Genomic DNA, 21,299 nt, shown 5'->3' with positions numbered 1-21,299 from the left:
CCGCAACTGCACCCTGGCGAGGCCGAGATGCTCAATTTCCTGATCCGATTCGCGAATGGCGTCTCGTGGTGCGCGTTCCAACTGGCGGGCGTGGCGGCGGTTATCCTGACCGCCGCCATGGTCTACGAGGTTCTCGCGCGTTATATCTTTGCGGCGCCCACGGTGTGGGCCTTCGACATCGCCTATATGGCGAATGGGGCGGTGTTCCTGCTGGGGATCGCCTTTGTCCTGCGCGAGGATGCGCATATCCGCATCGACGTGCTGCGCAGCCGCCTGCCCGCCCGCTTCAATCACGCAGTGCAGGGCGGGCTGTATCTGCTGGTGCTGGCCCCGTTCTTCGGCATGTTGTTCTGGATCGCCGCCTCGCACACGCTGCGCGCCTGGCGGACGGGCGAGGTCGAGACCGTCAGCCCCTGGGCGCCGCTGGTATGGCCGTTCTATCTCTGCATCGCGATCGGCCTGTTCGCGATGGCCCTGCAACTCGCCGTCGAGGGGCTGCGCGCAGTCCGTGACCTGCGTTCTGCCGCCCCGAAGGACTGTCCTCGATGAATCCGACCATCGCCGCCCTGATGTTCCCGGGAATGTTTCTGCTGATCTTCCTGGGGGTTCCGGTTTCCCTGTCCCTGATCGTCCCGGCGCTGATCGCCGGCTGGTTCGCCTTTGGCGATCAGGTGTTCAACCAGCTTTACGGCAGCCTGTATTCGGCGACCACCAACTACATCCTGTCGGCCATTCCGATGTTCGTGCTGATGGGCGCGATCCTTGAACGCTCGGGGATCGCCGCGCGGCTGTTTCGCACCATGCAGCTTTGGCTGGGGCGCCTGCCCGGAGGTCTTGCGGTCGCAACGATCGCCATGGGCGCCACATTTGCCGCCGCCGCCGGCGTGGTCGGCGCCGTCGAGGTCATGGTGGGGTTGATGGCAATCCCGGCCATGCAGCGTTTTCGCTATGACAACTCGCTGATCGCCGGCACGATCTGCGCCGGCGGCTCGCTGGGCACGATGATCCCGCCATCGGTGGTGGCGGTGGTCTATGCCTCTCTTGCCCAGATTTCGGTGGGCGAGCTGTTTGCCGCCATGCTGTTTCCCGGCATGGTGATGGTGGGCCTGTTCATCCTGTATATCGTGATAATCTGCACCCTCGACCCGACAAGGGGTCCGCGGGCCGACGATCCGGACATGCACCTGCCGGTGATGGAAAAGCTCAGGATCACCCTCGGCGGGCTGGTGCCCACCATGCTGCTGATCGTGGCGGTGCTGGGGTCGCTGATGGCGGGCATCGCCTCGCCGACCGAGGCCGCCGCGGTGGGCGCTGTCGGCGCGCTGGTCCTGTGCATCAGCTACGGCAGGTTCAGCCTGTCGGTGATGCGCGAGTCGCTGGCGATCACCGTCAGGATCTCGTCGATGATCCTGCTGATCGTCGCCGGCGGCATCATGTTTACCGGAATTTTTGCCGCCAATGGCGGATCGCGCCTGATCCAGGGGCTGATTTCGGACATGGGGCTGGGGGTGTCAGGCACGCTGGTGTTGTTTTTGTGCATCGTGTTCCTGCTGGGGTTCGTGCTGGACTGGACAGCCAACGTGCTGATCTGCGTGCCGCTGTTTCTGCCGGTGCTGACGGCCTCTGGCGTGGATCCGATCTGGTTCGGCACCCTGGTCATCATCGTCATTCAGACCAGCTATCTGTCCCCGCCGATGGCGTCCTCGATCTTTTACCTGCTTTCGATCGCGCCGCCGGACATGAAATATGGACAGGTGTGCAGGGGGGTGGTGCCGTTCATCGTCATCCAGCTGATCACCCTGGCCCTGGTGGTGCTGGTTCCGTCACTGGCCACCTGGCTGCCGAAACAGGTCGTCGGGTTCTAGCGCCCGACCCCTGGCCCGACCGCTGGCCCGGCTTTCACGACGGCGGATCAATGCAGGGCGTCGCCGCGGCAGCCCGGGCCGGTGGCAGGGCGCGCCCGACGCCCTGCCGGTCGGGGCCGGATCGCCATGCACCGGCCCCGCTTCGCAAGCACCGGCCCCGCCCTGCCACCGGTCCCCGCCCCGTTGTCGGGGCCAGTGGGGCCGCCGGCCGCTCAGAACCTCATGCGGGTGGTCAGGAAAAAGCTGCGCCCCGGCTCGGGGAAGCCCTCGACCAGCTGATAATCCCGGTCGAAAAGATTGCGGATGCCGAACATCACGCTTGCCTGTTCACTTGCCTGCCATTCGGCATCCAGATTGGCCAGCCCGAAGCCGCTCATCCTTGTATAGGCGATCTGGTCGGGGTCGCTGGGCTGGACCGCGCTTTCCGACAGCCGCGAGCTTGAAAGCTCGACCGAGGGCGAGATGGTCAACCCCTCCATCGCCCGCCAGTCGAGCCGCAGATAGGCATTGTGGCGCGGCGTGTCGGTCGGGCGGTAATCGGCACGAACCGGGTCGGTGATGCCGCGATGCAGCCAGGTGTAGTTCGCGACCAGCCCCAGATCGGGGGCGATTTGCCAGTTCGCGGCGATCTCGAATCCCTTGTAGGTGCCGTCGCCGACGTTCTGGCTTTGCACGATGGGACGGTCGCGCTCGTCATCCCATTCCTCGGTCGGCATGGACTGGATCATGTCCTTGACCTTGCTGTAGAACAGCGCCGTCTGGACCGTCGCGGGACCGATCTGGCCGCCATAGCCGATCTCGAAATTGGTGGCGCGTTCCGATTCCAGGGCGGGGTTCGGCCGGGCCGTGCCAAAGCGGGTGCTGTAACGGTCGAACCGCGTCGGAAAGCGGGTGCGGGACGACAGGCCGGCGTGATATTCGCCGCTGTCGTGGCTGTAGACAGCCGCCAGCTGCCAGTTCACCGCATCGGTCGAATCGGTGGGATAGCTGCCGGGCACGGCCGGGCCGGGAAAGCCGCTGGTGTCGTTGTTGTCAGCCCGCAGCATCCTTGCCTTGTCGTAGCTGACCCCCGAGACGAATTTCAGCGCCTGAGAATACTGCCAGCCATGTTCCAGCGCGACCGAGAACGTTTCTTCCTCGGAGCGTTCCAGCGGGTCGGGTTCCCGGCCGGTGCCGGGGGCGACGGACTGGATGGAATCGTGCCGGTCGCGGCGGTAATGCAGCGCCGTCTTGATCTCGTGATCCGGGCCGAACTCGGTTCCGGCTTCGGCGCTGAGACCCCAGGCCGCGTCCTTGTAGCGGCTGTCGAAAATACGCGGCGCCAGGGCTTCCTGCGTGGACTGGGTGGAATCGTCCCAGGACGACAGCAGGTTGTCAAAGCGGTTGTAATAGGCGCGGGTCTTCAGATAGCCGCCGCCCAGTTCGGTGTGCGAATAAAACGCCAGGCTGTCGATGTCCCATTCCGGCCATGTCCAGTCGCGCTGGAACCCGCCCGTGCCGGTGCCCGGCCGGCCCCGCATCGGCAGGTCGATGTTGTAGGGCGCGCGTTTCGCCCCGGTCTGCCGGGTATAGCTGAGCACATATTCATCGGTCGCGTTCGGCGTCCAGCCGGCCTTGAGGTTCAGGCGGCTGTCGTCGGTGTCGGCATATTCGCGCAGCCCCGCACCCTGCTGCGGCCGCGGCACAAAGTCCCGCGACAGGTAGAAACCGTCGCTGTCGCGCCGGAAATAGCTGCCTTGCAGCCAGAAATCCGCCTGCCTTGTGCCCAGCGACACAAAGCCGCTGCGGGCGGCGATGTCGCCGCGGTTGCCGGCCTCGATGCCCAGCCGCGCCTCGCCCTCGAACGGCCGGGACGGCTGGCGGGTGACAAGGTTGATCGCCCCGCCCATGCCGCCCGGCCCGTTCAGGACCGAGACATGCCCCTTTTGCAGCTGGATCTCGGCCAGGTCCGGGGTCAGGAAACGGCCATAATCCAGCCGGTTGTCGGCGGGCAGGTAGACGCGGATACCGTCGATCGACAGCGGCACCTGAAAGCGGTCGAAGCCGCGGACATAGACCAGCCGCTCGTTGCGGCTGCCGCCGGTGTTGCCGATGCTGACCCCGGGCACGATCTTGAGCGCGTCGTCCAGCGTCTGCCGGTTCTGCCGGACGATGTCCTCGTCCACCACGGTGGACGAAGTGCCGCCGGGGTTCAGTTCGCTTTCGGCGGTCAGCACGATGGTGCCCAGCACGAAAGTATCGGTCGGCGGTTCTTGCGCCGACCCCATGGCCGGCATCAGCAGCGCCGCGGCGCCCAGCAGTTTCGCACGGATCGTCATGTGTTCGCTCCCCTCTGGCCCCTGTTGGGCAGGGGCGAATCGTTATGTTCTGTTAAACATACCGATTCCCCGCGGAAGACAAGCCACCAGACAGAGGCGCGGCCTGCGAACCCCGCAACCCGCCCCGCCCCCACCCTATGCCCCACGCCACGACGGCTCTTGCCAACCCCGGACGACATGTTCCATCATTCATATCGATGCGGGTGAAAGGATCAGAGCATGGATATCCGCTTTGTCAGTGCGGACGACGAAAAGGCCACCGACGCCGCGCTGAGCGCCGCCGCCGCGGCCGCTGCGGCCGACGGAATCGCGCTGGCCGGGACGCTCCAGCCGTTCGACCCGGACCGCGCGCAGGAAAAATGCCATATCGTCCTGTCCCTGCTGCCCGACGGAGAGCTGCGCGACATCAGCTTCGACATCGGGGCCGGGATTGTCGGCTGCCGGCTGAACCCCGAGGCGCTTGAGGATGCGGCGCTGGTCGTGGAACGGCGGATCGCCACGGCGCAGGCGCTGGTCGTGAACAAGTTCGGCAAGCAGGAGGCCGCCGGCAAGGGGCTTGTCACCGCCATCGGCATGGCCTGCGAGGCCGGATTGCCGGTGCTGGTCGGCGTGTCGCCCGCCTATCGCGCGGCGTTCCTTGCCTTTGCGGACGGCGGGGCGAGCGAGCTGCCTGCCGACAAGGGCGCAATCCTCGATTGGCTGTCCCGCGCCTGCCGCAAGGCCGCGGCATGAAATCCCGACGTTTTTCCACAAGGAGATGACCATGAAACTAAGCGCGCGCAACGTCCTGCCCGGCACCGTGACCGAGATCGTCACCGGGGCCGTTACCAGCCATGTCCGCATCGACCTGGGCGGCGGCAGCATCACCGCCGCGATCACGAACGAGGCGGTGGCCGAACTGGGGCTGAAGGTCGGCAGCCCGGCCTCGGCGGTCATCAAGGCATCGGACGTGATGGTCGGCGTGAATGAGTGACGCGCCGGCCGATGCGCTGCGACCGCATGAAAGGGCAGTCGCCGTGCCCTCGGGCTTTGACGCGCAGCTGTGGTTCATCGGCCGTATCCGCACGCCGTGGACGGTGCGCCGCGACTGCCCGCATCGGGGCGACCCCGAAAACGGCCCGCTGTGCCGGGTAGAGGTCGCCCAGCCCTGGGTCGAGGGCCTGATCGGCATCGAGCGGCACCAGCGGCTGCAACTGCTTTACTGGATGGACCAGTCGCGGCGCGATCTCGTGTTGCAGAACCCCAGCTTCGGGGACGCCGCCATCGGCACTTTCGGCCTGCGCTCTCCGGTGCGGCCGAACCCGATCGCCTCGTCGGTGGTGCGGCTGCTGGCGGTGGATGGTCCGGTGCTGACCGTGCGGGGCCTGGACTGTGTTGACGGCACGCCGCTGCTCGACATCAAGGCCGAATTCGGAGCCATGCCGTGTTCCAGCTGACCCGCCCTCTGACCCGCCGCGCCCTTTGTGCCGCGCTGCTGGCCCTGGCCGCGCTGCCCGCCGCGGCGCAGACCCGCATCGTGACCGACGACACCGGACGCGAGATCGCGCTGCCGGAAAACCCCGCGCGCGTCTTTGCCGCCGGTCCGCCCGCCGCGACGCTGCTTTACACGCTCAAGCCCCAGGCGATGGTCGGCTGGGTCAGCGCCCCCGACCCCGAGGACAGGCCCTGGCTGCGCCCTGAGACGGCCGAGCTGCCGGGGCTGGGACGGCTGACCGGGCGCGGCGACACGCTGAACCTCGAAGTGCTGCTGGCGGCGGACCCCGATCTGATCGTCGATTACGGCACCGTCAACCCCACCTATACCGACCTTGCGCATCGCATTCAGGAACAGGCGGGCCTGCCCTATGTGCTGATCGACGGCAGCTTTGCCCGGCTGCCGCGGGGCATCCGCGCGATGGCCGACCTGCTGGCCGTGCCCGAGCGCGGCGAGGAACTGGCCGCCTATGCCGAGGCGACGCTGGCCGAGGTGGATGCCATCCTGGCCACGATCCCCGAGGACCAGCGCCCCACGGTCTATCTTGCCCGCGGCCGCGAGGGGCTTGAAACACCCGCCCGCGGCTCGATCAACGCCGAGATCATCGAGCGCGTCGGTGCCCGCAACGTAGCCGAGGCCGAAACCCGCGGCCTTGCCACAGTCTCGCCCGAACAGGTGCAGGCGTGGGCGCCCGAGGTCATCATCACCATCGACGCGGATTTTGCCGCCAATGTCGCCGGGATGCCGGAATGGCAGGGCGTCCCGGCCGTGGACAACGGCCGCGTCCATCTTGCGCCCGCGGTGCCCTTTGGCTTTATCGACGCGCCGCCGTCGGTCAACCGGCTGATCGGGCTGAAATGGCTGATGCACAAGCTGTATCCGACGGCGGTGCAGGGCGATCTGCGAGCCGAGGTCGCAGATTTCTACGAGCTTTTCTATGGCGTCCGACCGGACGAAGCGGGGTTGAAGGCGCTGCTTGGTGGATGAACGGGCGCTGAACACCGCCCTTGTCGGCGCGCTGCTGGCGGTGCTGATCCTGGGGGCGGCGATCGGCCCCTTTGCGCTGTCGCCGGCAAGGATCGCGGCGGTGCTGACCGGCGACAGGTCTGATTCGCAGGCGGTGACGGTGCTGCTGAACATCCGCCTGCCGCGGGTGCTGGCGGCCGCGATCGTCGGCGCGGCGCTGGCGGCTGCCGGCGCGGCCTATCAGACCACCTTTCGCAACCCGCTGGTGTCGCCCGACATCCTGGGGGTTTCGGCGGGGGCTGGTTTCGGCGCGGTGCTGGGCCTGCTGCTGGGGCTGCCGGTGGTTGCGATCCAGATGCTGGGTTTCGGCATGGGGCTGCTGACGGTGGCGTTGGTGATCGCGCTGACGCTGGCGCTGCGCGGGGCGGGACAGGTGCTGATCATGGTGTTGTGCGGCATCGCCATCGGGGCGCTGGCGGGGGCCGGGATCTCGCTGGTCAAGCTGCTGGCAGACCCCGAACAGCAACTGCCCGCGATCACCTTTTGGCTGATGGGCAGCCTTGCCGGGGTCAAGCGCGCCGATCTGGCGGCGGCGCTGCCGGCGCTGCTGATCGGCCTTGCCCCGCTGTTGGCGCTGCGCTGGCGGATCGGGCTTTTGGCGATGGGCGACGACGAGGCCCGCGCGATGGGCGTCGACGCCGGGCGGCTGCGGTTGCTGGTGATCGCCTGTGCCACGCTGATGACCGCGGCGGCGGTGGCGATGGCGGGGGTGATCGGCTGGGTCGGGCTGATGGTCCCGCATATGGCGCGGCTGCTAACCGGGCCGCGATTTGACCGGATGCTGCCCGCCGCGATCCTGATCGGCGCGGGCTTCATGGTGCTGGTGGACACCGCCGCCCGCACCGTCGCCACGCTCGAGGTGCCGCTGGGCATTCTGACCGCAGTCCTCGGCGCCCCCATCTTTGTCCTGCTGCTGGCGCGGGGGGCGCGACCATGGAGCGAATGACGCCCCTGATCGAGACCCGCGGCCTGACCATCGGCCACAACCGCAAGCCGCTGATCGGCGGCATCGACCTGCGCCTGTGCAGGGGGCAGGTGCTGTGCCTGCTCGGTCCCAACGGCGCGGGCAAGACCACGCTGTTTCGCACCCTGCTGGGCCTGATCCCGCCCGTCGGCGGAGAGGTGGCGCTGCTTGGCCAGCCGCTGTCGGCGCTGTCGCGGACCGACATCGCCCGCCGTCTCGGCCATGTTCCGCAGGCGCTGGCGACCCCCTTTGCCTTTTCGGCGCTGGACATCGTTCTGATGGGCGCCTCGGCCCGGCTCGGCCCCTTTGCCCGCCCCGGCAAGCCCGAAAGGGCGCGGGCGATGGCGGCGCTGGCCCGTCTCGGCATCGCCGATCTGGCGCAGGCAGAGATCACCCGGCTTTCCGGCGGCCAGCGGCAACTGGTCCTGATCGCCCGCGCACTGGCGCAGGACGCCGCCGCCATCGTCATGGACGAGCCGACCGCCAGCCTGGATTTTGCCAACCGCTTGCAGGTCGCTTGTGCCATCCGCGCGCTTGCCGACGCCGGGACCGCCATCGTCCTGTCCACACACGACCCCGACCAGGCCGCGCGTCTGGGCGACGCGGCGATCCTGCTCAACCGGGACGGCGTCATCGCGACCGGACCCATCCAGGAAACCCTGACCGAGGCCCGGCTGACGCGGCTTTACCGCGTTCCCGTCACCCGCAGCCTCGGCACCGACGGGCGGATGCATTTCCACTAAGCGTGGCCGGGAGGGCAGCCGCTGCCAGAACCTCGGCTCTGCACCGCTGGCGCCGGGCCGCGCGAACCATCGCCTTTGCAAGCCGACATCCCGGTTTTTCACAAAGATGTCGTCGTGTTTCGCCAGTCCCGGCGCTGTTTTTCCGCCAGACAGGGCGACCGCGGCCGGCCATCACCCCGTTTTCAGCAGGCCGGATCCGCCCGCCCCCGCAAGCAGCGTTGTTGCCCTGTTGTTCCGCTCGTGCCATTGCGCCGCCCCGTTCGGTATAATTTCCCGCAAACCCGCTGCACCCCCTTGTTTCCCCCACCTTCCTGCTGCTAGACCCCGCCGCGGAGACGTGGCCGAGTGGTCGAAGGCACACCCCTGCTAAGGGTGCAGGCGGGAAACCGCCTCGAGGGTTCGAATCCCTTCGTCTCCGCCATTTTCACCATTCAAGCGCCCTTCTGATCCGGCTGCGGGCGAAAGGCGAATCATACTCTGCGGGCAGATTTCCGGGATGCGGCGGCATGGCGCGTGGGTGGTCATGCGGGCGGCGTGGGTCTCGGCATCGCAGTGGGTTGCCGCATCTGCCGAAGCTGATGGCGTCGGCCCGACTTCAACCCTCTATGCCGAGACCCTGCCTGATATTGGCCAGGCCGCTGACGAATTCAACGGCCTGGCTATCCGGGCGGGTCAAGGGCGCGGATGCGTTGCCCGGGGTGGATGCGCTCGGACCACCCGGGCCGCATCGGCTGGCGTCCGCCGCCTATCCGGCGGAACGACAGGATGACGCGGCGGCCTTGGCCGGCAGGGCCGCCAGGAAAGCGTCATTTTCGGACGGCGAGGAAATCGTGACGCGGGCCCAGTCAAGGAACGGCTCTTCCTGCCATGCCTTGATCAGCACGCCCTTGCGCCGCAGCGCCTCGGCCAGTTCGGCAGCGCTGGCCGGCGTGCGGAAGAAAAGGAAATTGCCGTGGCTGGGGGCAAGCTCATAGCCCTTGGCGGCCAGCGCATCTGCAACGCGGGCGCGTTCCGATAAGGTCAGCGCGACCACGCGGGCGAGATGGCCGTCGTCTTGCAGCGCAGCAAGCGCCGAAGTTGCGGCCAGCGCATTGATCGCGAAAGGATTTCTGGTCTTTCGCAGCGCTTTTGCCAGCGCGGCATCCGCGCAGATTCCATAGCCGACCCGCGCGCCGGCCAGCCCGTAAGCCTTGGAAAATGTCCGCAGCGACAGCCACGGCCCGCCCCAGTCCCGCAGCAGGGCAAGCGCATCAAAGACCACCCCGGGCGCAAGATATTCGCGGTAAGCCTCGTCGAACACGACCAGCGTGCGCTTGGGCACGGCATTCAGCAACCGGGCGAAATCGCCCTGCGTCACCGCGGGACCGGCGGGGTTGCTTGGCGACGAAAAGATCAGCACGCGCGCGGGTTGCCGCAGGGCGGCGATCAGCCCGTCGACGGGAAATTCCCAGTCCTCCGGGAAGCTGACCTTGTCCACAAGCGCGCCGCAGGCCAGCGCGCCGAATTCGTGCAGGCCGAAACTGGGACAGATCGTGACCACGCGGTCGCCCGGCCGCAGGACCGCACGATAGATGGCGCCGATCAGATCCTCGGATCCATTGCCCAGAATCACCGCCTCGGGCTCGACGCCGTTAGCCAGTCCGATGGCGCGGCGCAGGGCCTCGTCGCTGGCGTCGGGATAGCGGCCGACACCGGCGGCGGCCTCGCGGATGGCCTGCACCGCTGCGGGCGACGGGCCAAGCGGGCTTTCGTTGCTGTCGAGCTTTGCCACGGCGTCGATGCCGTAGACGCTGCGAAAGCGTTCAAGCGCCAGCCCGGCGTTGTAATCGGGCAGCGCCGCGACCTCGGGGCGGATCAGAGAGTGGTCAGTCATGGAAAGTCCTTGTGAATCAGGGATTCAGGGGCGTGCCGGGGTGCAGGATGCCGGGGTGGCCGATTTCGCGTTCCTGCCGTCGCGCCAACTCTGGCGCGGGGCGCGCGCGCGGGGTGCCCGATCGGGTGGTCTTGCCGCGCCCGGTCGCCGCCCTGCCCGTCACCAGGCCGCCCGCCAACCGGCCGGGCCGGGCGGCGCGCCGGCTGACAGATCGCGTGCCCCGGTCGCTTTGCTGCGGGACGGCGGGACTGGACAACTGGACAGGCTGCGGAAACTGCCGTCGCCGGCACGGCAGATCCGCCCGTCCCACGGGGCGGCTGCGGCCGCAGTTCACGGCCGCAGCCCCCGTGGGCCGCGTCACATGGCGGATGCGGCGGCGGGTCCGCCGCATCCGTGCAGGGTCATTCCTTGAACCACCAGCGCTCAGAGGCGCGGGCGCCGTCAAGTTCCCAGTCGTTGTTCAGCTCGCCATGCGCCACCTTGTCCGAGGTCGCGTCGAGGAAATCAGCCCATACGGGCGCGACCATGCCGCCCTCGTCGGCGATCAGGCGCTGGCATTCCCAATACAGCTGCTTGCGCTTTTCGTCGTCCTTTTCGCCGCGAGCGGCGACCAGGGCGTTGTTGAACGCCTCGTTGTCCCAGCTGCTCTCGTTCCACGAACCGATGCCCTCGCGCGAATAGGCCAGCGTCAGCATCACGTCCTCGTTCGGGCGACCCGACCACTTTGTGGCAAACATCGGCTTCTTGCCCCAGATGCTGGACCAGTAGCCGTCGTCCGGCTCGCGCTTCACGTCGATGGTGATGCCGGCCGCTGCCGCCTGCTGGGCGTAAAGCTGGGCCATGTTCGTGGCCCCGGTGAACGGCGCCTCAGAGACATGCAGCGGCACCACCAGCTTGTCCACCCCCGCCTTTTTCAGCAGCGCGCGGGCCTTGTCGGGGTCGTATTCGTGCTGTTCCAGCTCGGGGTGGTGGAACTCGTAGGCTTCCGAGATCGGCTGGTCGTTGGCGATCGAGCCATAGCCCGACAGGATCTTTTCCAGCATCTCTTCGCGGTTGATGGCCAGCTTCATGGCCATGCGCACGTCGGGATCGGTGAACAGCGGATCCTGGCAGTTCATGCTCATGGCGTAATGCTGCTTGCCCTTGACCTGTAGCAGGTTGATGCCGGGAAAGCTTTTCAGCAGGTCGGCGGTGGCCGTGTCCACAAAGGCCATGGCGTCGATCTGGCCGGTCTGCAACGCCGTGGTGCGGGCGTTGACGTCCGAGATCGCCTTGACCTCGACCACGTCGAAATGCGCCCGCCCCTCTTTCCAGTAATTGGCAAAGCGGATGGCGCGGCTGGCCACGCCCGGCTCGTAGCTGTCCAGCACATAGCCGCCGGTGCCGATGCCCTTGTCGAAATCGTGGTCGTCGGCCGGCACGATCAGCATGGTGACCATGCTGAGCAGCGCCGGAAAGCCCGAGTTCGGCGCCTCAAGCGTCACCTTGACCTCATCGGGGGCGGTGGCCCTGATGTCGGTGACCGGCTCGAACAGGGCCTTGGTCTCGGACACGGTGTCGGGCCCGCGATGCAGGTTCAGCGAGAACACCACATCATCGGCATCCATGGTCTTGGCGTTGTGGAACTCGACCCCCTTGCGCAGCTTGAAGGTCCATTCGGTCAGGTCGTCGTTGCTGTCCCATTCCGTCGCAAGCTCGGGGATCAGCGTGCCGCCGGGGCCGACCTCGATCAGGCAGTTGCGCAGCTGATACTGCAACTGCATCATGAAGCGGCTTTCGTTCAGTTGCGGGTCCAGCGTCTCGGCGGTGTCGAAATCCGCAACCGCGACGCGAAAGGTGCCGCCCTTGCGGGGCGAGGCATCCTGCGCCAGCACGCGGCCGGGACGCAGCCCCAGCATGGTGGCGGTGGACATCGCTCCGGCCCCGAGTAGAAGCGAGCGGCGGGTGGTCAGCAAGGTCATGTCGTGTCGTGCTCCCTGTCGTGATGGCGTAGTGACGGCGTCGTGACGGTGATCGTGGCGCCCTTGTGCCGATCTTCTTATGTCTAGTCTTAATCAGTATGGCCGTCGGCACGCCGTCACAAATCAGTTTCGCTGGCCTATCCGTCAGACTTGCTAAACTATGGTTCCGACAGGGAGGAGGAAGTCATCCGTGAACACCACGCTGCCGCCCTTGCGCGCGTTGCAGGCTTTCGAGGCATTCGGGCGTCTGGGCAGCGTCAGCGGCGCCGCCCGCGCGCTGGGGGTCACCCCCGGCGCGATCAGCCAGCAGCTCAAGCAGCTTGAGGCGCATCTGGGGATGCCGCTGCTGATCAAGGACGGGCGGCGCGCCGCGCTGACGCCCGCCGCGCGCGCCTATCACGACCTGATCTCGCAGGGGTTCGAGCGGCTGATGCTGGCGCAGAGCCTGATCGCCAGCCAATGGCAGAATGGCGAGCTGACGATCTCGGGCCTGCCCACGCTGATGCAGAGATGGCTGAACCCGCGGCTTTTGGGGTTTCGCGCCACCGCGGGGGATGTTCCGATCCGGATGGTGGCGACACACCGGGAACCGGACCCGCAGGCGCTGGGGCAAAGCTTTCGGCTGACCTATGGGGCGGCGGCGCAGCGCTATGCCCATTCGCGCGTCCTGTTCACGGACCGATGCTTTCCGGTCTGCTCGCCGGGTTTTCTGGAACGCTACCCCGATGCGCGCGACCCTGCGGTGCTGGCCGGCCTGCCGCTGATCGAGATCGACTGGGGGCCGGGCTATGCCACGGTGCCGCGTTGGGAACAGTGGTTCGACCAGGCCGGCACGCCGGCGCGCGGGCTGCGGCCGGTGGCGGTCCACTCGCTCTCTGGCCTTGCGATCGAGGCGGCGGCGGCGGGACAGGGTGCGGCGCTGGCACAGGCGTCCTTTGTGTCGGCGGATCTTGAATCCGGCCGGGTGCTGCGGCTGTCGGACGACGATCTTCCCATGCCCGAGCCCTATCTGATCTGCTGGAGCCCGATGACGCTGGCCCGCCCGGCCGCGCGCGAATTCCTGAACTGGATCATGCGCGAGACAAGGCCCCTGCGCAGCCCGACAGTTAAGGAGGGCTAAACAGTCACGGGGTGCTTTTGCAGTTTCGCCGGTGCTATTTGCATATACATATAGGCAAACCTAGCCACCTAGCCACTGAAGGAGTGCCGCCGTGTTTCTGAAAAACGCCTGGTATGTCGCTGCCTGGAGCCACGAGATCGACGCCAGCCTCAGGCAGATCATCGTCCTGGGCGAAAAGATCTGCACCTTTCGCAACAGCCAGGGCGAGGTGATCGCGCTGGAGGACGCCTGCCCGCACCGCAAGCTGCCGCTGTCCAAGGGGCGCATCAAGGACGACAACGTCGAATGTGGCTATCACGGGCTGACCTTTGACTGCGCCGGGCAATGCGTCTGGGCGCCGGGCGGGGGCCGCATCCCCTCGGCCGCCAAGGTGCGCCCCTATCCGGTGCACGAGAAATACGGGCTGGTCTGGATCTGGATGGGCAACGCCGCCATCGCCGATCCCGACGAAATCATCGACATCCCGAATTTCGACAGCCCCGACTGGGGTATGAATTCGGGCGACGCGATGGAGCTGGCCTGCAACTATCTGCTGATGTGCGACAATCTGCTGGATCCGACCCATGTCGCCTGGGTCCATGAAAGCAGCTTTGCCCAGGCCGCGACCAAGGACACCCCGCTCAAGGTGACGCGCACGGACACCGGGGTGATCGTCCACCGCTGGATGATGAACGCCGAACCCGCGCCCTTCTACAAGAAGATCATCGAGTTCGACGGCAATTGCGACCGGTTGCAGCATTACGAAGTCCGCTACCCCGCCCATGCGCTGATCCGCGCGGTCTTTACGCCGGCCGGCACCGGCGGACCCGAGGGCACGCTGGACGACAAGACCTTTGTCATGGACAGCTACAACTTCATGACTCCGATCAGCGACAGCGAGACCCGCTATTACTGGTTCCAGCTTCGCAACGTCCGCCCGCAGGACGAAGAGCTGTCCAGGATGATGGCCCATGATGTCCGCGCCGCCTTCTCCGAGGACAAGGCCGTCCTCGAAGAGGTGCAGATCGGTCTGGCCAACAAGACCTCGCCCCATATCGACCTGTCGATCGACGCGGGCCAGCTGCGCTTTCGCCGCCAGCTCGAGGCGATGATCGCCGAAGAGCAGATGGTGGACGAAAAGATGAGGGCCTGACGATGGCCGACCCTTTCCGCCGTTTCCGGGTGGCGCGCAAGACCCCCGAAAGCAGCGTCATCACCTCGTTCCACCTGGCGCCCGCCGATGGCGGGCCGCTGTGGACGGCGCGGCCGGGGCAGTATCTGACCCTGCGCGTGCCGGCCGAGGGCGGTTCCCTGCTGCGCACCTATTCGCTGTCCTGCGCCGTGGACGCACCCGATTGCCACCGCATCACCGTCAAGCGCGAATCGCTTGGCTCGGTCTGGCTGCATGACGTGGTGGCCGAGGGCGACGAGATCGAGATCGCCGCCCCGCGCGGCGGCTTTCACCTGGACGAGGACAGCACCCGCCCGGTCCTGCTGCTGGCCGGAGGCGTCGGCCTGACGCCGCTGCTGTCGATGCTGCACCGTCTGGCGGCGACCGACCGGCGGGTGTTTTTCGTCCATGCCTGCGAGAACGGCGACGTTCAGGCGATGCGCGACGAGGTGGCTGCCATCGCCGCCGCCTCGGCCGGGCGCATCACGGCGCGCCACGTCTATCGCACCCCAACCAAGGCCGACCGGGCCAAGGCGCGCTTTGACGCCGAGGGCGTGGTTGACCGCGGCTTTCTGCAATCGCTGCTGCCGCAGGACGATTACGAGGTGTATCTGTGCGGCCCGACCCCCTTCATGGTGGCGATGTGGCGGCTGCTGACAGGTCTGGGGATCGCGCCCGGGCGCATCGCCTATGAGTTCTTCGGCAAGGGCGGATCGCTGGCGGCGCTGGCCGAGGCAGAGGCGGCGGCCGAGGCCGCGGTGCCGCCGGCCCCGGCCCATGTGCCCGCGCACGCGCCCCGGGCGCTGGCCGGTCTTGAACATCTGACCGACCCCGAGGCGCGCGCCGTCCCCGACGCACCGCCGCGCCGGGCGACGGCGGCCTCGCCCGCCGCAGCCGCAGCCCCTGTTGCGGCCGCCGCCCCCGCCTCTGCAACGGCGGCGCCCGTGGCCGCGGCGGGCGACGAGGTGATTTTTGCACGCTCGGGGGTCAGCGCCACATGGCACGACGCGGCCGGCTCGCTGCTGGAGCTGGCCGAGGCGGCGGGACTGAACCCCGATTTCAGTTGCCGCGAGGGCATCTGCAACACCTGCCGCTGCGCCATCCGCGAAGGCGTGGTCGAATACACCAGCGAGCCGCTGGACCCGCCGCCCCCCGGTCAGGTTCTGATCTGCTGCTCGCGTCCGGTGGGGCGGGTGGTGCTGGACATCTGAAAGACCGGCGGGCTGATCCGTCAGCCCGCCATTTCCGCGACCGTCTTTGCGTCCAGTTCGGGGCCGATGGTGAACAGGTGGTCCCCCGGCCGGACCAGCGGCCGGCACCGCGCAACCAGGACCACGCCCGCAACGGGTGCGGTCAGTTCCTGCGCCGGCAGGTCGAGATCATGAAGATCGCGCAGGATCGCCACCGGCTGGCCCATGGCGACATCCTGGCCCAGGGCAACCAACGGCTCGGCCAGCGCGTGGCGCATCGCCGTCACATGGCGGCTGCCTGCGCCCAGATCGGCAAAGCGGGTCTTGCCCGCCCCGTCCGCACCCAGCCGGCGGGCGGTATCGGCAGCGATCACCGCTTCGGACGCCAGCAGCCGCAGCACCCCCTGCCATCCGGCGTCCAGCGAGACGCGCGACACTTGCCCCGCGCCCCCCAGCTCGCACGAAAACATCGCGCAGCCGGCGGCATGGGCGGCCGAATCCAGGTCTCCGCCGGTGTTGCCGGGCGGGGTCACGACCGTCCACGGCAGGCCAAAGGTCTCGGCCAGCGCCCGGTTGCGGCGATTCATCCCCGCGTCCCCGGTCAGCGTCAGGTAACCGCAGTCGATGAAATCGGAATTGGTGCCGCCCGAGTGCAGGTCGATGACCAGCCCCGCGCGCGCGATCAGATGCGTGGTGACAAACCCCGCCAGCGCCCGCGTCGGCCCCGCGCCCTCGGCCCCCGGAAAGGATCGGTTCATGTTGCCGCTGTCCAGCGGCGACACGCGGCGCGCGGCCAGGACGGCGGGCATGTTCAATGCCGGCATCAGGATCAGCGCGCCCGGGACATCCGCCGGTTCGAGCATCTCGAACAGGCGGCGGACGATGATCTGGCCCTCGTATTCGTCGCCGTGGTTGCCGCCGGTGACCAGCGCCACCGGCCCATCGCCGCCCCGGATCACGCCCAGCGGGCTGCGGATCGCCGAATTGTCCCAGTCGTTGTCGGAATGGGTCAGTTCGACCCACCCCGCGGATTTGCCAGCGGCGTCCAGATCCAGCGCGCAGGTGACGGTGTCGTAACGGATCATGCTGCATCCCCCTTGCCCACGGCCGCCCGGCGCTGTTCAAGCAGACGAGACAGCCAGTCCGGGTCCATCTCGGGGACCGAGGACAGCAGCAGTTCGGTATAGGGATGGTGCGGGGGCGTGAACATCTCGTCCTTGGGCCCCTGCTCGACCACCCTGCCCTGCTGCATCACCACCACCTCGTCAGCGATCGAGCGCACGGTGGCAAGGTCGTGGGTGATGAACAGATAGCTCAGCCCCATCTCGCGTTGCAGGCGGTCCAGCAGCCGCAGGATCCCTTCGGCGACGATCTGGTCCAGCGCGCTCGTCACCTCGTCGCAGATGATGAAATCGGGATCGGCCGCCAGCGCGCGCGCGATGCAGAGGCGCTGTTTCTGGCCGCCCGACAGCTCGCCCGGCAGCCGGTCGATGAACTGGGACGGCTCAAGCTCGATTTCCGCCAGCAATTCGCGGATGCGCGCCTCTTTTGCGGCGCCCCGCAGCCCCAGGAAGAATTCAAGCGGGCGTCCGATCACGTCGCGCACCCGGTGCCAGGGGTTCAGCGCCGTATCGGCCATCTGGTGGATCATCTGCACGCGCCGTTGCAGGTCGCGCGGCCGCTGCCGTCCCGGCGCCGCAAGGGGCTGGTCCTCAAAGAGGACGCGTCCCTGCGAGGGTGCGAGCAGCCCCATGATGACGCGCGCCGTGGTCGATTTGCCCGAGCCGCTTTCCCCCACCACCGCGACGGTCCGGCCGCGCGCCACGCTGAAGGACACGTCGCGCAGGACCGGCAAGGCCCCGTAGCCGGCGGTGACGTTCTCGATGCGCAGGATCGGCTCGGCGGACGTGGCCGGGTCGCGCGGGCTGGGGCGAAAATCACGCACCGCCCAGAGCGAGCGGGTATAGTCCTGCTGCGGATTCGCCAGCATCTCGCGGGTGGGCGCCTCTTCGACCTCGGTGCCCTTCAGCAGCACCTTTACCCGGTCGGCCATCTGGGCCACCACCGCCAGGTCGTGGGTGATGTAGATCGCCGCCGACCCGTGGTCGCGGACCGCATCGCGGATAGCCGACAGCACCTCGATCTGGGTGGTCACGTCCAGCGCCGTCGTCGGCTCGTCAAAGATGATGAGATCGGGCCGGCAGGCCATTGCCATCGCGGTCATGGCGCGTTGCAGCTGTCCCCCGGACACCTGATGCGGATAGCGAAAGCCGATGGTTTCGGGGTCGGGCAGCCGCATCTGGCGATAGAGGGCGACGGCCTCGGCCTGCGCTTCGGCCCGCGACATCACCCCGTGCCTGACCGGCCCCTCGCAATGCTGGTCGATCAGCCGCCATGCGGGGTTGAACGCCGCCGCCGAGGATTGCGCGACATAGGCGATGCGCCGCCCGCGCAGGTCGCGCAGCATCGATTCCGGCGCGCCGACCAGTTCCTGCCCGTCAAAGCGGATCGAGCCGCCGGCGATCCGCAGGCCCGGCTTGACATAGCCCATCGCCGCCAGCCCGAGCGTCGATTTGCCCGCGCCGCTTTCGCCGATCAGCCCCACGACCTCGCCGCGCGCGACCTGCAAGCCGACGCCCTTGACGATCTCGTTCCAGCCGTCGCCGCCCCGCGCCTCGATCTTCAGGTCGCTGATTTCCAGCAGTTTGCTCATGATCCTAGTCCTTCAGCCCGCTCGACACATGCAGCACCCAGTCGACCACCATGTTGACCGCCAGGGTCAGCAGCGCGATGGCCCCCGCCGGCAGCAGCGGCGCCAGCCCGAAGGTCGCCGCGTTCCAGCTTGAGAAATTCGCGAAAGAGATCAGCTTGGCGCTGTCGCGCACCATCGAGCCCCAGTCCGCCGTCGGCGGCTGCAACCCCAGCCCCAGAAAGCTGAGCGCCGAGATGAACAGGAACACAAAGCAGAATCGCAGCCCGAATTCGGCGATCAGCGGGGCGGCGGCGTTGGGCAGCACCTCGCGCCGGACGATCCAGCCAAGACCCTCGCCGCGCATCCGCGCCACCTCGATATAGTCCATCGTCAGGATGCCCTGCGCGACCGCCCGCGACAGGCGAAAGACCCGGGTGCTGTCCAGCACCGCGATGACCAGCACCAGCGCGACGACCGAGGTGCCGGTGATCGTCAGGATCAGCAGCGCAAAGATCAGCGACGGGATCGCCATCAGCACGTCCACCACCCGCGAGGCCAGCGTGTCGAACCACCCGCCCACCGTCGCCGCCAGCAGGCCGGTGGTCGTGCCCAGCAGGAACGCCAGCACCGTCGTGACCAGGGCGATGCCCACGGTGTTTCGTGCCCCGTAGATCAGCCGCGACAGCACGTCGCGTCCCAGCGCATCGGTCCCCAGCCAGTGCGGCGCGGCCCAGGGCTGGTATTTGGGGCCGACGACCGCCGCCTCGGGGTAAGGCGCGAGCCAGGGGGCAAAGATCGCCGTGACGGCATAAAGCGCGATCAGCAGCACTCCGATCTTTGCCATCAGGGGCGCGTGGCGTAGCAGGACAAGATAGCGCGTCACGATATCACCTCGGATGCAGCAGGCGCGGATTGGACACGATGCCGACGATGTCGGCGGCGAGGTTCAGCAGGATATAGGTGGCGGCAAAGATCAGGCAGGCGCCCTGCACCACGGTCACGTCGCGCTTGGCGACGCTGTCGACCAGCAGCTGCCCCAGGCCGGGATAGACGAACACCACCTCGACCAGCACCACGCCGACGATCAGATAGGCAAGGTTCAGCGCGATCACCGTGGCGATCGGCGCCACCGCGTTGGGCAGCGCGTGGACGGCGATCACCCGGCGTCGCTTGACGCCCTTGAGATGGGCCATCTCGACATAGGGCAGCGCCAGCAGGTTCACGATCGCCGCGCGCGTCATCCGCATCATGTGGGCCATGACGATCAGCACCATCGTCAGCGCGGGCAGAAAGGTCGCGTAAAGCCGCGCGCCCAGCCCCATGCCCGGCGACACCGCGGCAAGGCTGGGGAACCACTGCAACTGCACCGCAAAGATCAGGATCAGGATATAGGCGACGAAATATTCGGGAAACGAGATCACCGTCAGCGTCGCGTTCGAGATGAACCTGTCGAGCATCGAGCCGCGATACAGCGCCGCGGCGACCCCCAGAACCACCGCCAGCGGCACCGCGATCACCGCGGCATAGCCGGCCAGAAAGAACGTGTTGGTGGCGCGGTCGGCCAGCAGATCCGCAATCGGGCGCTGGTTGGCCATCGACAATCCCAGGTCGCCCGTCAGCGCACCGCCCAGCCAGTGCAAATAGCGAATCATCGGCGGGTCGTTCAGGCCGAATCGCTCGCGGAACGCGGCCAGCGTCTCGGGCGTCGCGGACTGACCGAGGATTTCCGTCGCGATATCGCCAGGCAAAAGCTCTATCGCCCAGAAAATGATGGCGGAAACGATCAGCAGCGTCAGCAGACCGGTGGCAAGCCGGCGAAGGATGAGGCGCGGGATCGGGGACAGTCTTGTCATTTGTCTGCCCTTTACTGTTAATATGCATATGCTTTAAGCATTCCGAACGGGCCTGCGTCCAGCAATGATTTTGAAAAAGGTTCAAAAGGGGCGGATATGGCGACAACCAGTTACCGCGACATCAAGCTCGACATGCTTCGCCGCATCACCGACGGCGAATGGCCCCCCGGATCGTTGCTGCCCAGCGAAATGGACCTGTCGGGGCATTACGGCGCCGCCCGCGCCACCGTCAGCCGCGCAATGCGCGAGTTGGCCGACGAGGGCCTGGTCGAGCGCAAGCGCAAGGCGGGCACTCGCGTGCGTCCCTCGCCCGTGCGGCTGATGCGCATGGAAATCCCGCTGGTGCGCACCGAGATCGAGGAACAGGGGGCCGAGTATCGCTATGCGCTGGTCCGCTCGGACATCCAGATCGCGGACGACTGGCTGCGCGCGCGGCTGGGGCTTGAGCCAGGCACCGAGGTCCGCCACCTGATCTGCGTCCATTTCTCCGACGGCCAGCCCTATCAGTTCGAGGATCGCTGGATCAGCCTTGCAGCGACGCCCGCCGCCCGGACGGTCGATTTCCGGACCTCGGGTCCGAACGAATGGCTGGTGGGCCAGGTGCCCTTTTCGACCGTCGAGGTCAGTTTTTCGGCCACCGCCGCCGATGACGAGCAAAGTCACCATCTGGGCTGCGCGCCGGGCGATCCCCTGTTCACGGTCGAGCGGCAGACCACATGGCGGGACGAAGGCGTCACCTTTGTGCGGCTGTTCCATCGGCGCGGCCACCGGATGACGACGCGCTATTGACCCGCCCCGCGAAACCGTCGCCGCATTGTTCCGCCGGGCTGCCCCCGGCAGGCAGCGTCGCCGGCCGATGCCCCCCGGGGTTTGCGGCCGGACCCGCAGGCGGGTGCGAAATAATGATTTCCTTCGCCGGGTTGCCGGTGGGGCGAAACGTATTTCTGCGTCTCGCGGGCCGGAACCGACAGGCTTCCCGCCACCGGCCGGTTCACGGGGATGCCCTGTCCCGAAAACCCGCCGCGGAACGGGGCCCGGGCCGCAAGCAAGGCTTTCCCCGCCCGCCCCGA

The 21,299-nt window shown here is 67.5% G+C and carries 20 protein-coding genes and 1 tRNA gene; 13 read left to right on the top strand and 8 right to left on the bottom strand.

The window, feature by feature from the left end:
- Positions 1-27 precede the first annotated feature (27 nt).
- Together BLW83_RS07565 and BLW83_RS07560 are read left to right on the top strand one after the other, a co-directional pair.
- A complete protein-coding gene (locus BLW83_RS07565) occupies positions 28-549 on the top strand; it encodes a TRAP transporter small permease subunit (RefSeq protein ID WP_090847142.1) in 522 nt (173 codons plus the stop codon).
- Positions 546-1,865, top strand: a complete 1,320-nt coding sequence (locus BLW83_RS07560) for a TRAP transporter large permease (RefSeq protein WP_090847140.1) — start codon at positions 546-548, stop codon at positions 1,863-1,865. Before BLW83_RS07565 ends, BLW83_RS07560 begins: the two co-directional genes overlap by 4 nt.
- A gap of 212 nt (positions 1,866-2,077) precedes the next feature.
- On the opposite strand, the gene BLW83_RS07555 is transcribed toward BLW83_RS07560, so the two are convergent.
- Positions 2,078-4,183 carry a TonB-dependent receptor plug domain-containing protein gene (locus BLW83_RS07555; RefSeq protein ID WP_090847139.1) on the bottom strand — a complete coding sequence of 702 codons (2,106 nt, stop codon included), beginning with the start codon at positions 4,181-4,183 and terminating at the stop codon, positions 2,078-2,080.
- A gap of 219 nt (positions 4,184-4,402) precedes the next feature.
- On the opposite strand from BLW83_RS07555, the gene BLW83_RS07550 reads away from it, so the two are divergent.
- The 7 genes from BLW83_RS07550 (at position 4,403) to BLW83_RS07520 (ending at position 8,811) form a co-directional block, all read left to right on the top strand.
- On the top strand, positions 4,403-4,915 hold the full coding sequence (locus BLW83_RS07550; protein WP_090847137.1) for a DUF2478 domain-containing protein: 513 nt from the start codon (positions 4,403-4,405) through the stop codon (positions 4,913-4,915).
- 31 nt (positions 4,916-4,946) lie between these two features.
- The gene (locus BLW83_RS07545; RefSeq protein ID WP_090847586.1) at positions 4,947-5,156 is read left to right on the top strand and encodes a TOBE domain-containing protein; all 210 of its coding nucleotides are present in this window, start codon (positions 4,947-4,949) and stop codon (positions 5,154-5,156) included.
- Positions 5,149-5,619 (top strand): SAM-dependent methyltransferase, encoded by a 471-nt coding sequence (locus BLW83_RS07540; RefSeq protein ID WP_090847135.1) that lies wholly within the window; start codon positions 5,149-5,151, stop codon positions 5,617-5,619. The genes BLW83_RS07545 and BLW83_RS07540 overlap by 8 nt, the downstream gene beginning before the upstream one ends.
- Positions 5,607-6,644 (top strand): iron ABC transporter substrate-binding protein, encoded by a 1,038-nt coding sequence (locus tag BLW83_RS07535; RefSeq protein WP_245728672.1) that lies wholly within the window; start codon positions 5,607-5,609, stop codon positions 6,642-6,644. The genes BLW83_RS07540 and BLW83_RS07535 overlap by 13 nt, the downstream gene beginning before the upstream one ends.
- Positions 6,637-7,629, top strand: a complete 993-nt coding sequence (locus BLW83_RS07530) for a FecCD family ABC transporter permease (protein WP_245728671.1) — start codon at positions 6,637-6,639, stop codon at positions 7,627-7,629. The genes BLW83_RS07535 and BLW83_RS07530 overlap by 8 nt, the downstream gene beginning before the upstream one ends.
- A complete protein-coding gene (locus BLW83_RS07525) occupies positions 7,626-8,390 on the top strand; it encodes an ABC transporter ATP-binding protein (protein WP_245728670.1) in 765 nt (254 codons plus the stop codon). Before BLW83_RS07530 ends, BLW83_RS07525 begins: the two co-directional genes overlap by 4 nt.
- Positions 8,391-8,721: 331 nt before the next feature.
- Positions 8,722-8,811, top strand: a tRNA-Ser gene (locus BLW83_RS07520).
- Between the two features lie 324 nt (positions 8,812-9,135).
- Here BLW83_RS07520 and BLW83_RS07515 read toward each other — a convergent pair.
- The 3 genes from BLW83_RS07515 to BLW83_RS07505 form a co-directional block, all read right to left on the bottom strand.
- Positions 9,136-10,263, bottom strand: coding sequence for an aminotransferase class I/II-fold pyridoxal phosphate-dependent enzyme (locus tag BLW83_RS07515; protein ID WP_090847131.1), 1,128 nt, complete (start codon positions 10,261-10,263; stop codon positions 9,136-9,138).
- A gap of 16 nt (positions 10,264-10,279) precedes the next feature.
- Positions 10,280-10,426, bottom strand: coding sequence for a hypothetical protein (locus tag BLW83_RS15695; RefSeq protein WP_177172513.1), 147 nt, complete (start codon positions 10,424-10,426; stop codon positions 10,280-10,282).
- A gap of 238 nt (positions 10,427-10,664) precedes the next feature.
- Positions 10,665-12,224 (bottom strand): ABC transporter substrate-binding protein, encoded by a 1,560-nt coding sequence (locus BLW83_RS07505; RefSeq protein ID WP_090847127.1) that lies wholly within the window; start codon positions 12,222-12,224, stop codon positions 10,665-10,667.
- Positions 12,225-12,414: 190 nt separating this feature from the next.
- Between BLW83_RS07505 and BLW83_RS07500 the strand changes: the two genes are divergently transcribed.
- From BLW83_RS07500 to BLW83_RS15435, 3 genes are all read left to right on the top strand, one after another.
- Positions 12,415-13,344, top strand: a complete 930-nt coding sequence (locus BLW83_RS07500; RefSeq protein WP_177172512.1) for a LysR substrate-binding domain-containing protein — start codon at positions 12,415-12,417, stop codon at positions 13,342-13,344.
- Positions 13,345-13,435: 91 nt separating this feature from the next.
- Positions 13,436-14,476 carry an aromatic ring-hydroxylating dioxygenase subunit alpha gene (locus BLW83_RS07495; protein ID WP_090847122.1) on the top strand — a complete coding sequence of 347 codons (1,041 nt, stop codon included), beginning with the start codon at positions 13,436-13,438 and terminating at the stop codon, positions 14,474-14,476.
- A gap of 2 nt (positions 14,477-14,478) precedes the next feature.
- A complete protein-coding gene (locus BLW83_RS15435) occupies positions 14,479-15,705 on the top strand; it encodes a 2Fe-2S iron-sulfur cluster-binding protein (protein ID WP_143042775.1) in 1,227 nt (408 codons plus the stop codon).
- Between the two features lie 20 nt (positions 15,706-15,725).
- Here BLW83_RS15435 and BLW83_RS07485 read toward each other — a convergent pair whose 3' ends face one another.
- Genes BLW83_RS07485 through BLW83_RS07470 form a run of 4 tightly spaced genes read right to left on the bottom strand, consistent with a single transcriptional unit; the run spans position 15,726 to position 20,229 of the window.
- A complete protein-coding gene (locus BLW83_RS07485; RefSeq protein ID WP_090847120.1) occupies positions 15,726-16,769 on the bottom strand; it encodes a succinylglutamate desuccinylase/aspartoacylase domain-containing protein in 1,044 nt (347 codons plus the stop codon).
- A complete protein-coding gene (locus BLW83_RS07480) occupies positions 16,766-18,397 on the bottom strand; it encodes an ABC transporter ATP-binding protein (RefSeq protein ID WP_090847118.1) in 1,632 nt (543 codons plus the stop codon). Before BLW83_RS07480 ends, BLW83_RS07485 begins: the two co-directional genes overlap by 4 nt.
- 4 nt (positions 18,398-18,401) lie before the next feature.
- Positions 18,402-19,259: an ABC transporter permease gene (locus BLW83_RS07475; RefSeq protein ID WP_342707508.1), complete on the bottom strand. Its 858-nt coding sequence runs from the start codon at positions 19,257-19,259 to the stop codon at positions 18,402-18,404.
- Between the two features lie 4 nt (positions 19,260-19,263).
- Positions 19,264-20,229, bottom strand: a complete 966-nt coding sequence (locus BLW83_RS07470; RefSeq protein ID WP_218139090.1) for an ABC transporter permease — start codon at positions 20,227-20,229, stop codon at positions 19,264-19,266.
- 96 nt (positions 20,230-20,325) lie between these two features.
- Between BLW83_RS07470 and BLW83_RS07465 the strand changes: the two genes are divergently transcribed.
- A complete protein-coding gene (locus tag BLW83_RS07465) occupies positions 20,326-21,018 on the top strand; it encodes a histidine utilization transcriptional repressor HutC (RefSeq protein WP_090847114.1) in 693 nt (230 codons plus the stop codon).
- Positions 21,019-21,299: the final 281 nt, after the last annotated feature.

This window comes from Paracoccus alkenifer, assembly GCF_900108405.1.
Taxonomy (GTDB): Bacteria; Pseudomonadota; Alphaproteobacteria; order Rhodobacterales; family Rhodobacteraceae; genus Paracoccus; species Paracoccus alkenifer.
This window is presented reverse-complemented; position numbering and strand designations above follow the sequence as displayed.

Excerpts from the sequence above, each read along its gene's own strand:
- BLW83_RS07525 (WP_245728670.1), top strand. The coding sequence starts at position 7,626 with ATGACGCCCCTGATCGAGACCCGCGGCCTGACCATCGGCCACAACCGC.
- BLW83_RS07515 (WP_090847131.1), bottom strand. The coding sequence starts at position 10,263 with ATGACTGACCACTCTCTGATCCGCCCCGAGGTCGCGGCGCTGCCCGAT.
- BLW83_RS07480 (WP_090847118.1), bottom strand. The coding sequence starts at position 18,397 with ATGAGCAAACTGCTGGAAATCAGCGACCTGAAGATCGAGGCGCGGGGC.
- BLW83_RS07465 (WP_090847114.1), top strand. The coding sequence starts at position 20,326 with ATGGCGACAACCAGTTACCGCGACATCAAGCTCGACATGCTTCGCCGC.
- BLW83_RS07470 (WP_218139090.1), bottom strand. The coding sequence starts at position 20,229 with ATGACAAGACTGTCCCCGATCCCGCGCCTCATCCTTCGCCGGCTTGCC.
- BLW83_RS07540 (WP_090847135.1), top strand. The coding sequence starts at position 5,149 with ATGAGTGACGCGCCGGCCGATGCGCTGCGACCGCATGAAAGGGCAGTC.
- BLW83_RS15435 (WP_143042775.1), top strand. The coding sequence starts at position 14,479 with ATGGCCGACCCTTTCCGCCGTTTCCGGGTGGCGCGCAAGACCCCCGAA.
- BLW83_RS07565 (WP_090847142.1), top strand. The coding sequence starts at position 28 with ATGCTCAATTTCCTGATCCGATTCGCGAATGGCGTCTCGTGGTGCGCG.
- BLW83_RS07555 (WP_090847139.1), bottom strand. The coding sequence starts at position 4,183 with ATGACGATCCGTGCGAAACTGCTGGGCGCCGCGGCGCTGCTGATGCCG.
- BLW83_RS07560 (WP_090847140.1), top strand. The coding sequence starts at position 546 with ATGAATCCGACCATCGCCGCCCTGATGTTCCCGGGAATGTTTCTGCTG.
- BLW83_RS07485 (WP_090847120.1), bottom strand. The coding sequence starts at position 16,769 with ATGATCCGTTACGACACCGTCACCTGCGCGCTGGATCTGGACGCCGCT.
- BLW83_RS07505 (WP_090847127.1), bottom strand. The coding sequence starts at position 12,224 with ATGACCTTGCTGACCACCCGCCGCTCGCTTCTACTCGGGGCCGGAGCG.
- BLW83_RS07550 (WP_090847137.1), top strand. The coding sequence starts at position 4,403 with ATGGATATCCGCTTTGTCAGTGCGGACGACGAAAAGGCCACCGACGCC.
- BLW83_RS07545 (WP_090847586.1), top strand. The coding sequence starts at position 4,947 with ATGAAACTAAGCGCGCGCAACGTCCTGCCCGGCACCGTGACCGAGATC.